Origin of the sequence: Lentzea sp. NBRC 102530 (assembly GCF_030269365.1) — a bacterium.
Classification (GTDB): domain Bacteria; phylum Actinomycetota; class Actinomycetes; order Mycobacteriales; family Pseudonocardiaceae; genus Lentzea.
Genome location: NZ_BSTF01000003.1, coordinates 604,906 through 615,297 on the forward strand (window position 1 = coordinate 604,906; position 10,392 = coordinate 615,297).

General features: G+C 69.1%; 14 protein-coding genes. 7 read left to right on the forward strand and 7 right to left on the reverse strand.

Annotated features, from left to right (window positions below):
* Nucleotides 1–11 precede the first annotated feature (11 nt).
* Nucleotides 12–296 carry a YciI family protein gene (locus QSK25_RS10605; protein ID WP_285637158.1) on the forward strand — a complete coding sequence of 95 codons (285 nt, stop codon included), beginning with the start codon at nt 12–14 and terminating at the stop codon, nt 294–296.
* On the opposite strand, the gene QSK25_RS10610 is transcribed toward QSK25_RS10605, so the two are convergent.
* Nucleotides 286–1,137 (reverse strand): SDR family oxidoreductase, encoded by an 852-nt coding sequence (locus tag QSK25_RS10610; protein WP_285637161.1) that lies wholly within the window; start codon nt 1,135–1,137, stop codon nt 286–288. The genes QSK25_RS10605 and QSK25_RS10610 overlap by 11 nt on opposite strands.
* 45 nt (nt 1,138–1,182) lie before the next feature.
* Nucleotides 1,183–2,109, reverse strand: coding sequence for an aldo/keto reductase (locus tag QSK25_RS10615; protein WP_285637164.1), 927 nt, complete (start codon nt 2,107–2,109; stop codon nt 1,183–1,185).
* A 38-nt stretch (nt 2,110–2,147) separates the two neighbouring features.
* Here QSK25_RS10615 and QSK25_RS10620 point away from each other — a divergent pair, with 38 nt between their 5' ends.
* A complete protein-coding gene (locus tag QSK25_RS10620; protein WP_285637167.1) occupies nt 2,148–2,930 on the forward strand; it encodes a TIGR03620 family F420-dependent LLM class oxidoreductase in 783 nt (260 codons plus the stop codon).
* On the opposite strand, the gene QSK25_RS10625 is transcribed toward QSK25_RS10620, so the two are convergent.
* Entirely contained in the window at nt 2,920–3,204 is a 285-nt protein-coding gene (locus tag QSK25_RS10625) for a DUF427 domain-containing protein (RefSeq protein WP_285637170.1), read from the reverse strand. The genes QSK25_RS10620 and QSK25_RS10625 overlap by 11 nt on opposite strands.
* A gap of 157 nt (nt 3,205–3,361) precedes the next feature.
* On the opposite strand from QSK25_RS10625, the gene fbaA reads away from it, so the two are divergent.
* Nucleotides 3,362–4,396, forward strand: a complete 1,035-nt coding sequence (gene fbaA / locus QSK25_RS10630; RefSeq protein ID WP_285637173.1) for a class II fructose-bisphosphate aldolase — start codon at nt 3,362–3,364, stop codon at nt 4,394–4,396.
* A 58-nt stretch (nt 4,397–4,454) separates the two neighbouring features.
* Here fbaA and QSK25_RS10635 read toward each other — a convergent pair whose 3' ends face one another.
* The gene (locus QSK25_RS10635; RefSeq protein ID WP_285637176.1) at nt 4,455–5,282 is read right to left on the reverse strand and encodes an SDR family oxidoreductase; all 828 of its coding nucleotides are present in this window, start codon (nt 5,280–5,282) and stop codon (nt 4,455–4,457) included.
* An 85-nt stretch (nt 5,283–5,367) separates the two neighbouring features.
* Between QSK25_RS10635 and QSK25_RS10640 the strand changes: the two genes are divergently transcribed.
* Nucleotides 5,368–5,739 (forward strand): winged helix-turn-helix transcriptional regulator, encoded by a 372-nt coding sequence (locus QSK25_RS10640; protein ID WP_285637179.1) that lies wholly within the window; start codon nt 5,368–5,370, stop codon nt 5,737–5,739.
* On the opposite strand, the gene QSK25_RS10645 is transcribed toward QSK25_RS10640, so the two are convergent.
* Nucleotides 5,705–6,823 (reverse strand): hypothetical protein, encoded by a 1,119-nt coding sequence (locus QSK25_RS10645; RefSeq protein WP_285637182.1) that lies wholly within the window; start codon nt 6,821–6,823, stop codon nt 5,705–5,707. The two genes, QSK25_RS10640 and QSK25_RS10645, sit on opposite strands and share 35 nt — an antisense overlap.
* A 136-nt stretch (nt 6,824–6,959) precedes the next feature.
* Between QSK25_RS10645 and QSK25_RS10650 the strand changes: the two genes are divergently transcribed.
* From QSK25_RS10650 to QSK25_RS10660, 3 genes are all read left to right on the forward strand, one after another.
* Complete coding sequence (locus tag QSK25_RS10650; RefSeq protein ID WP_285637185.1) at nt 6,960–7,082, forward strand: hypothetical protein; 123 nt, start codon at nt 6,960–6,962, stop codon at nt 7,080–7,082.
* A 49-nt stretch (nt 7,083–7,131) separates the two neighbouring features.
* Nucleotides 7,132–7,542, forward strand: a complete 411-nt coding sequence (locus tag QSK25_RS10655; protein WP_285637189.1) for a DUF3151 domain-containing protein — start codon at nt 7,132–7,134, stop codon at nt 7,540–7,542.
* Between the two features lie 131 nt (nt 7,543–7,673).
* Nucleotides 7,674–8,834: an FUSC family protein gene (locus QSK25_RS10660; protein WP_285637192.1), complete on the forward strand. Its 1,161-nt coding sequence runs from the start codon at nt 7,674–7,676 to the stop codon at nt 8,832–8,834.
* A 159-nt stretch (nt 8,835–8,993) separates the two neighbouring features.
* On the opposite strand, the gene QSK25_RS10665 is transcribed toward QSK25_RS10660, so the two are convergent.
* Nucleotides 8,994–9,623, reverse strand: coding sequence for an HNH endonuclease family protein (locus QSK25_RS10665; RefSeq protein WP_285637195.1), 630 nt, complete (start codon nt 9,621–9,623; stop codon nt 8,994–8,996).
* 105 nt (nt 9,624–9,728) lie between these two features.
* The gene (locus QSK25_RS10670; RefSeq protein ID WP_285637198.1) at nt 9,729–10,337 is read right to left on the reverse strand and encodes a hypothetical protein; all 609 of its coding nucleotides are present in this window, start codon (nt 10,335–10,337) and stop codon (nt 9,729–9,731) included.
* Between the last annotated feature and the right edge of the window lie 55 nt (nt 10,338–10,392).

Below are 10,392 nucleotides of genomic sequence, written 5' to 3' on the forward strand. Positions count from 1 at the left end.
ACGGTGGTGGCATGGCCCGCTTTGCTGTCGAATTGGTGTTCGCCCCGGATCGCGACAACCTGCTCGCGACCCGCCCCTCGCACCGCGAGTACATCGCCTCTCTCGTCGAGAAGGGCGTGGTCCTGGCCGGTGGCCCGTTCGCGGACGACGCCGGCGCGATGATCGTTTACGAGATCGCCGACGAGGCGGCGCTCAAGGAGGTCATCGCGGCCGACCCGTACACGGCGGCGTCCGTCGTCGCGGAGTGGAAGATCCGCGAGTGGAACGTCGTCACCGGCCTCTGGCTCACCGACTAGCAGCCTGCCCGCCGGGCCCGACCAGGCCTGATGTGTCGCTCGCGGCCATCTGCCGGTCGGCGTCCGCGATCTCCGCGACCGCCTGGCGGTCCACGACCACCGGTGTGAACGCGCGGAAGTACTTGAGAGCGCCGACCCAGCCGGGGACGTGGACCGCCTTCGACCGCTTCTCGATGCCCCTGACCACGGCCCTGCCGACGTTGCGGACGGGGTACTTCTTGCTGGCGAGCCCCGGCATGCCCTGGCGCAGCTTGCCGAACACCGGGTGCTCGTCGGCGCTGTTGACCATGTCCGTGGAGATCCACGAGAAGTACGCGGTGCCGACGCCGACGCCCAGGTGCCTGACCTCGGCGCGCAGGCTGTCCGCAAACGCTTCGCAGCCCGCCTTGGCGGCCGAGTAGGCCGCGTTGCCGGGGATGTGGACGATCGCCGCGAGCGACGACACGACCAGGCAGTAGCCGCGGCTCTCGATCAGGTGCGGCAACGCCGTGCGGACCGTCCGCCACACGCCGAGCAGGTTGACCTCGATGACCCGTTCGAACGCCTTGGGGTCCATCGAGCGCACGAACCCGGTGGCCGCGATGCCCGCGTTCGCCACCACCACGTCGATGCCGCCGAAGTGGGCCGCGACCTCGTTCATCACGCGGTCGAGCACGTCCCAGTCCGTGACGTCGGCTTCCCACGCCTTGCCGCCGGTCTGCCTCGCCACCTCTTCGAGCTGGGCTTTCTCCAGCCCGACGAGCGCGAGACGAGCCCCGCGCGCGGCCAGTTGCCTCGCCACCTCGGCGCCGATGCCCCTGGCCGCGCCGGTGATCAGTACCACCTTGCCCGTGACGTCCATGCCCGCCACGGTAACCCAACCTACTCCCAGTAAGCTACTGGCAAGTTAAATTGCACTCAGGCGGTCCACCTCGGCCTGGGTGAGCTCCAGCGTGAGCACCGGCGTGAGGTCGCTGAGCTGCTCCAACGTCCGTGCGGACGCGATCGGCGCGGCGATGGTCGGCTGCTGTGCGAGCCACGCCAGGGCGACCGCGGCGACGGTCGTCGAGTGCGTCTCGGCCAGCTCGTCGAGCACCTCCAGCACCTGCAGGCCGTGCTCGTCGAGGTACTGCGACGCGGCGCCGGCCCGAGCGCTCTCGACCTCGACGCCCGGCCGGTACTTGCCGGTCAGGAAGCCGCGCGCCAGGCCCCAGTACGGCAGCGTCGCGAGCCCGTGCCCGGCCACGACCTGCTGCAGGTCACCTTCGAACTTCGAGCGGCTGACCAGGTTGTACTCGGGCTGCAACGCCACGAACTTCGCGTAGCCCTCGCGCTCCTGGATCTGCAACGCCCGCGCGAGGCGTTCGGCGGAGAAGTTGGACGCGGCCACGTGGCGGACCTTGCCGTCGCGGACGAGCTGGTCGTACGCGGCGAGCGTCTCCTCCAGCGGCGTGTTCAGGTCGTCGCGGTGGTTGTAGTAGAGGTCGATGTGGTCGACGCCGAGCCGCTTCAACGAGCGTTCGGCGCTGGTCAGCACGGTCTCGCGCTTCTGGTTGTCGAACCCGGCGAGCATGCCGACCTTCGTGGCGACCACGACGTCGTCGCGGTTGCCGCGGGAGGCCAGCCACCGGCCGATGATCGTCTCCGACTCACCACCGGAGTTGCCCTCGCCCCAGGCCGAGTACACGTCGGCGGTGTCGACGAAGTTCCCGCCCGCCGCGACGAAGGCGTCGAGCACGGCGAACGACTGGTCCTCGTCGGCGGTCCAGCCGAAGACGTTGCCACCCAAACAGAGGCGTGAGACTTCCAGGTCTGTGGTGCTCAAGATCGGCATACTGCGCAAGGTAGTCCGCCACGACGAATGGGGTTCGAATGCTGGGAACGTTCGGTGTCTGGGGCTCGCACTACGAGTGGGCGGGCAAGATCGACCGGATCGCGGAGCTGGAGGCCCTCGGTTTCGGCGCGTTCTGGATCGGCGCGTCGCCCGACATCGCCCTCGTCGAGCAGGCGCTGGACGCCACGACCTCGATGACCGTCGCCACCGGCATCACCAACGTCTGGCAGACCGAACCGGAGGCGATCGCCGCCGAGTTCCACCGCCTCGCGAGCGACAGGTTCCTGCTCGGCGTCGGCGTCGGCCACCGCCAGCTCGACCAGGCCTACGAGAAGCCGTACGGCAAGCTCGTCTCGTACCTGGACCGGCTCGACGTGCCCGCCGACCGGCTGGTGCTCGCCGCGCTCGGCCCGAAGGTGCTGAAGCTCGCGGCCGACCGGACCGCGGGCGCCCACCCGTACCTGGTGCCGGTCGAGCACACGGCCGAAGCCCGCGAGGCGCTGGGCGACAAGCTCCTCGCGCCCGAGGTGACCGTGGTCGTGGAGGAGGACCCGGAAGCCGCGCGGGCCATCGCCCGTGAGCAGCTGGCGCTCTACTTCACGCTCACGAACTACGTGGAGAACTGGCGGCGCTACGGGTTCTCCGAGGAGGACGTGCAGGGGTCCGACCGGCTCATCGACGCGTTGGTCGCGCACGGCACGCCGGACCAGGTCGCCGCGAAGCTGCAGGCGCACGTCGACGCGGGTGCCGACCACGTGGCCGTCCAGTCGCTGAACGGCCACTACGCGGACATCGCCGGAGCCCTGGGGCTCAAGCGCTGATCTCGACGCCCTTCCAGAACGCCACGTGGCCCTTGATCTCCTTCGCCGCGTCCTTCGGCTCGGCGTAGTACCAGGCCGCGTTGGTGTTCTCGGCGCCGTCCACCACCAGCGAGTAGTAGTTGGCGTTGCCCTTCCACGGGCAGTGCGAGGTGTGGTCCGTCGGCTTGAGCACGGCCGGGTCGACGGACTCCAGCGGGAAGTAGTGGTTGCCTTCGACGACGACGGTGTCGTCGCTCGAAGCGATGATCTTGCCGTTCCACTGCGCGGTTGCCATGCCTTCCACTATGCCCCTACTCACGGGTAGTGCAGACCGGCTGGTCAGCTGGTACTTGATCGATCCCTCTGTGAGGGCGGCCACTGTTACGGCCCCGTGACAGCGGCTCGTAGGATGCGGGCTGACACCCGTTCAGGGCGCCTGAGGAGGACCACCGATGCCCATCGCAACTCCCGAGGTCTACGCGGAGATGCTGGACCGGGCCAAGGCGAACGAGTTCGCCTACCCCGCCATCAACGTCACGTCGTCGGAGACGCTCAACGCGGCTCTGCGCGGCTTCGCCGAGGCTGAGAGCGACGGCATCATCCAGGTCTCGACCGGCGGTGCCGAGTTCGCCTCGGGCACCAAGGTCAAGGACATGGTGACCGGTGCCGTCGCGCTGGCCGAGTACGCGCACGTCGTCGCCGCGAAGTACCCGGTGAACATCGCGCTGCACACCGACCACTGCCCGAAGGACAAGCTCGACGGGTACGTGCGTCCGCTGATCGCCATCAGCCAGGAGCGCGTCGACAAGGGCGGCAACCCGCTCTTCCAGTCGCACATGTGGGACGGCTCCGCCGTGCCGCTGGAGGAGAACCTCCAGATCGCCTCGGAGCTGCTCGACCTCTCCGCCAAGGCCAAGCTGGTCCTCGAGATCGAGGTCGGCGTCGTCGGTGGCGAGGAGGACGGCGTCGACAACGAGATCAACGACAAGCTCTACACGACGCCCGAGGACTACCTGAAGACCGTCGAGGCCCTCGGCGCCGGCGAGAAGGGTCGCTACCTGCTCGCCGCGACCTTCGGCAACGTGCACGGCGTCTACAAGCCGGGCAACGTGAAGCTGCGTCCCGAGATCCTCAAGCAGGGCCAGGACGTCGTGGCGGAGAAGCTCGGCCTCCCGGCCGGCTCGAAGCCGTTCGACCTGGTCTTCCACGGCGGCTCCGGCTCGCTGCTCGAGGAGATCCACGAGGCCGTGTCGTACGGCGTCATCAAGATGAACATCGACACGGACACGCAGTACGCGTTCACCCGTCCGATCGCCGCGCACATGTTCGCGAACTACGACGGTGTGCTGAAGATCGACGGCGAGGTCGGCAACAAGAAGACCTACGACCCGCGCAGCTACCTCAAGGCCGCCGAGACGGCCATGGGCGCCCGCATCGCGCAGGCGTGCGAGCACCTCAAGTCGTCGGGCCGCATGATCGCGGGCTGATCTTCTTCGGCTTGGCTTGGTGAAAGGCCCCCGGCTTCGTGCCGGGGGCCTTTTCGTGTCAGCGGAACGCTTCGACGTGGCGTGCGGTCCAGTCGGCGAACGTGCGCGGAGCGCGGCCGAGGACCCTCTCGACGTCCGGGCTCACCGCCACCTCGTCCGCGGTGGGCGCCCCCAGGATGTCCAGGGTGTCGTCGGCCAGTTCGCCCGGCATCAGCTGTTCCAGGCCCGCCTTCGCCTCGGCGCGGGTGAGCTCGTGGAACCGCACGGGCTCGCCCAGCGCGTCCGCGATCACCTCCGCCTGCTGTCGCGGTGTGATCACCTCCGGCCCGGTGAGCTCCAGGACGCCGTTGCGGTCGCTGAGCAGGGCGGTGGCCGCGACCTCGGCGATGTCCGAAGGGTCGATGATCGGTAGGCCGACGTCCCCGAACGGCGCCGCGACGGTCCGGTGCGTGCGCACGGATTCGGCCCACCACAGCGCGTTGGACGCGAACCCGCCCGGCCGCAGGACCGCCCAGTCGAGGCCGGACTCGCGCAGCACGTCCTCGAGCCCGCGCAGTTCGATCCGCGTCGTGCCGAACGGCCTGGTCCGCACGCCCAGCGACGACAGCAGCACCACCCGGCGCACGCCGTGCGCGGCGGCCCGTTCGACCAGAGCCGCGGGGCCGGCGCCGACGGCGTGCGCGTCGCCGGACAGCAACAGGAACAACGCCTTTGCGCCCTCGAGGTCGAGGCTCTCCGGATCGGCGAGGTCCGCCACCCGGTGCCGCACCCCGGCCGGCACCTCCGCCGCGTGCCGCGACACGGCCACCACCTGCTCGCCCGCCTCGGCCAGTGCCTTCGTGAGGGGTCGTCCGATGTTCCCGGTCGCCCCGGTCACCACGATCATGTCCAGCTCCTTCGTCGTCTGTGGTGGCGACGTTAGGAACCGGGCTTACCTTTCGTAAGGACTTACCTGGAGGTAAGCTCCGGACGTGGAGGTCGGAAAACAGTTCACGCCGGCCGGTCCGACGGGGCGGTATGAGGTGTTTCACACCACCTGCCCCGCGCGCGAGATGGTCGACCACGTCACCAGCCGCTGGGGCATCTGGGTGCTGATCTCGTTGCAGACCAACGACCTCAGGTTCTTCGAACTGCGCGAGAGCATCGTCGGCATCAGCGAGAAGATGCTGTCCCAGACGTTGCGCGGGCTCGTCGCCGACGGCCTGGTCTGGCGCAGGGTGGAGCCGACGACCCCGCCCCAGGTCACCTACGGGTTGACCGAGTTCGGGCGGGACGTCGGCGAGCCGCTGGCCGACCTGTTCGGCCGGATCACGACGAGGCTGTCAGCCCAGCTCGAGGCGTGAGAGCCGCCGGCCTGCGGATCAGCAGGTCCCCGGCCGTCCACAGCACCGCCAGCAGCACGGCCGTGACCGCCGCCGACGAGAACGAGATCGGCGGCCCCCACAGGTACTCCTGCTGGAACCAGATCCCGACGTACCCGACCGTGGTGACGGCGGCGGACCCGAGCACCGCCTTCGCGGGCGTCGGCATCTCGAGCGCGTGCGCCGCGTCGATCACGAGCCCGACGAGGACGAGGAACAGGGGCACCGCCGACTTCGGGAAGTCGATCCCGGCGAGCAGCGGCCAGATCAGGCACCGGTACGCGACGTACCCGGCCGCGACCGCCGTGGCGGCCCAGCGCCGATCGATCGTCCGGCGCGCGACCACCAGCACGAGCGCGGCCGCGACGAGCCCCCACACCGGGTAGACCCAGTCCGCGATGGGCAGCGCGAAGTGCACCACCGCCTCGCGCCCCACCGGAACCCCGAGCTGGTCGGCGGCGAACTGCAGCAGGATCGGCTCCGCCTCGGCCCTGCCGCTGTCGTAGGCCTGCAACGCGCGCACGCCGTACTCCTGGTGCTGGTTGGGGAACCAGACGTTCTCCAGGAAGAAGAACCACAGCGCGGCCAGCCCGAGGACGTGCGCGCGGCCCTGCGGATAGTGCTTCATCCACCCGCGGATCGCCCCGGCGAGCATCACCGCGGTGCCGAGGTACAGCAGCGCGTGCGACCCGCTCCAGCTCGTGATGTCGAGCCCGTTGATCCGGTGGTTGATGACGTCGATCGGCAGCGCGATGAGGAAGATCCCCGACCCCACCTGCATCAACCGGATCGTCAGCCGGTCCCCGCCGTACCCGGTGAACGTGTGGAACAGCGTGAGCCCCACCACGATGACCGTGCCGACCGTGTTGATCAGGTGCGGCGGCGCGAGGTCGTCGCGCAACCACTTGAAGTGCCAGCTGACGTCCCACGACGACCCGATCAGCTTGAGCAGCAGACCGACCAGCCACCACCGGTACAGCAGACGCGTGAGCTCGGCGGGTGTCTCCCTGCCCAGGACCCCACGTGCCCAGTACTTCGCCCTGAAGTCCCTCGCCCCCTGGATCATCCGCACATCATGAGCGCAGCTCAGGTGTTCAGACAGGGCGAATGCCCCTGGTTTTACCCTGATGTTTCCAATTCGTGTGCACGATGGAGTGAACGAGGTTGAAGTTCTGTGCTCCGGCTCGGCAAGGTGCACGGCCATGAGCTCATCTGACATCGACGACCGTTACAAGGCGACCACGAAGCAGCGGATCATCGCCGGCGTGCTCGTCGCCGCGCTGATGCTGGCGGTCGTGGCCGCCGTCGTGCAGATGTTCGGCTAGCCCGGACGTTCGTCCAGCCCGGTTCGCCGCATGCGGCACGATGGGTCGCATGGTTGAGAACCTCCTCGGGCCCGAGCCGACCCGCCTTCCCGACCGTCCGGAGGCGCAGGCCGCCGCAGACGGTGGCACCGACCCCGCCAAGATCGTTCGCGCGTACCCGGACTTCTCCGAGGCCTGGGCGTTGCTGGCCGAGCGCGCCCTGCACGCCGGTGACCCCGTCGCCGCCTACGCGTACGCCCGCACCGGCTACCACCGCGGCCTCGACCAGTTGCGCCGCTCCGGCTGGAAGGGCTTCGGCCCGGTGCCGTGGGACCACCGGCCGAACCAGGGCTTCCTGCGGGCGCTCGCCGCGCTGGCGCTGGCGGCCAGGGAGATCGGGGAGGACGAGGAGTGGGACCGCTGCTCGAAGTTCCTCGCCGACAGCGACCCGAAGGCACCGGCGGCGCTGGGTCTCGCCTGACGTGAACCGCGGGAGGGTCGCCACGACGACCCTCCCGCGGCAGTTGTGACCTTGGCCCCGCCGGTTGTGACCGCTCGCCGTTGCCTCAAGACTGGCGGCGGCACAGTCGAGCGGAACGCAGGGGTGACGTGGTGGGCGCGGTCAGGGAAGCGGTCGGCCGGGGGTTCGGCCGGTGGCGTGCGGCCGCGTTGCCGATCGTCCAGTGCGGACTGTCGGCGGGCATCGCCTGGCTGGTGGCGACGATGGTCATCGGGCACGCGCACCCGTTCTTCGCTCCGATCGCCGCCGTCGTGTGCCTCGGTGTGTCGTTGGGACAACGGCTCCGTCGCGTCGGTGAGCTGGTCGTCGGTGTCTCGGTCGGTGTCGGCGTGGGGGACGCGCTGATCGGCTGGATCGGCAGTGGTCCGTGGCAGATCGCGCTGGTGGTGGTGCTCGCGATGTCCGCGGCCGTGCTGCTGGACGGCGGCACGGTGATCGCCCTGCAGGCGGGCAGCAGCGCGGTGCTGGTGGCGACGCTCCTGCCGCCCAGCGCCGGCGGCGGGTTCGACCGCATGATCGACGCGTTGACCGGCGGGCTGGTCGGCCTGGCGGTGGCGGCGTTGATCCCGGCGAACCCGGTGACGGTGGCGCAACGGCAGCTCAAGACGTTGACGGCCACGCTCAGCGGCGCGCTCAGGAACATCGCCCAGGCGCTCGAGGAGAAGGACGCCGTGAAGGCGGCGGGCGTGCTGGCCGAGCTCCGGACCAGCCAGAGCACCATCGACGACTACAAGTCCGCGCTGCAGACCGGCAGTGAGATCGCGAAGATCGCGCCCATCCGGTGGCGGTCCAAGGACGAGCTGAGCCGGTACCAGACGGCGGCCGGGCCGGTGGACTACGCGATCCGGAACACCAGGGTGCTGGCGCGCCGGACGATGGCCGCGCTCAAGGCCGACGAACGGATTCCGGACGGCGTGCCCGAGGTGCTCGTCGAGTACGCGAAGGCCGTCGACTGCCTGAAGGGCGAGCTGGAGAAGGGCAAGGAGCCCAGGGCGACGCGGGAGGCCGTGCGGGACGCCGCGCGGAACCTCACCGCGCGGCGCCTCGGCGGGGACGGGTTCTCGTCCAAGGTCGTGCTGGCCCAGATCCGCAGTGTCGCGGTGGACCTGTTGCAGGCGACCGGGTTGAGCAGGAGCGAGGCGATGGAGGCGTTGCCGCCCCTCATCCCTCCGGCCGGTGCAGGAGACCGTGCAGAAGGGAATGCACCTGCTCGTGATCACGAGGGTCGGCCAGAACGCACGAACCGCCCGTGATCGCGTACCACTCCTCCGCGCCCTCGTAGCGGACCAGCGCGCGGAGCTTTCCGTCCTCGGAGAGTTCCGTGCACAGTTCGAGGTCTCCGGTGACGACGCCGACCTCGTCGGTCATCACGCCACCGGGGCCCGCTACGAAAAGCGTGGAGTGGGACGCCATCAGCACCTTCCGAGCATGCCCGTCAGTTCGGTCTTCTCCGCCGAGTTCACGCTGAGGTTCCAGCGGTACTTGGTGTGTACCCACATCTTGGCGTAGGTGCACCAGTAGGACGTCAGCGGAGGCTTCCAGGTCGCGGGCGTCTGGTCGCCCTTGGCCTGGTTGACGTTGTCGGTGACGGCGATCAGCTGTGGGCCTGACATGTCGTTCGCGAACGCCTGGCGCTGGGCGGTGGTCCACGACGACGCGCCCGAACGCCAGGCGGCGGCCAGCGGGACGATGTGGTCGATGTCCACGTCGGAGGCCGCTGACCAGGTCGCACCGTCGTACGGCGAGAACCAGCGGCCCGAGGTGGCGGCGCACGACGAGTCCGTCACGACGTTCGTGCCGTCGCGCTTCAACACGGCCTCGCGCGTGTTGCAAGAACCCGACTGGGTGATCCAGTGCGGGAACTTGTCGCGTGAATAGCCGGTCATCGCACCATCGGTGCGGACGGTGAGCCCGGCTAATTCCGACTTCGCCGTGGCGGCGCTGGGGATGTTCGGTGGTGTCGCCAGTGCAGGGGTAACAAAACCAAAGGTCAGTGCCAGTGCGGCAACGGAAACACCAATGATTCGGTTAACTTTTGACATCGTCCCGACCTTCCTTGTTGGAAAGTGATCGGGACCTACCCTCAGTCACATTATGAAATTGCGCAATGCCTTCGAGTGACCCTCAAGTGAATGAACGGCGGATTGCTAGAGCCCTCGCACGAGCCTCAAGTCCTCGGTGTGGCGGTACCAGGTCCACTTGTCCATCGGTCGCGGGTGCTTCACGCCGTCCTGGACCACCGTCGTGGGCAGGCAGCCGAGCTGGAACGCCCGGGGCTTGCTCACCCGCACCTTCGACCCGAACAACCGCTTGTTGACGATCCGGATCTCCAGGCCGAGGCCGCCGTCCGGGTCGGGCGTGCACTCCACCCGGGACGCCTGCCCGCGCAGCACGTTGTCCGCGTCGCTGTAACCAACGCCACGCACCGGCGACAACACGCCGAGACCCACCAGCACGCCGCCGACGTCGTCACGGACGAGCGGAACGGGATCGACGTCACCGTTCAGGGCGACGTCCAACGCCCGCGCCGGGTCGGTCGAAAGCCCCCAGAGCGCGGCGACGGACGAATCGGCGACCGGCACGTACCCGAGCGCCACCGAGCCGAGCTTCTCCTTGCGCAGCAACCGCAACGCGACGGCGGCGAGGTCCGCGTCCGTGCCCGCGACGACGAGCCGCGGGGCGTCCAGGTGGTGATCCACGTGGTCCTTGCCGGGGCGGGCCGGGACGGCCACCACGTCGTCACGTTGAGCGATCATTGGCAACTGCGTGTTTCCGCAGGCCAACACGATTCCGCGCACGGTCATCTCCTGG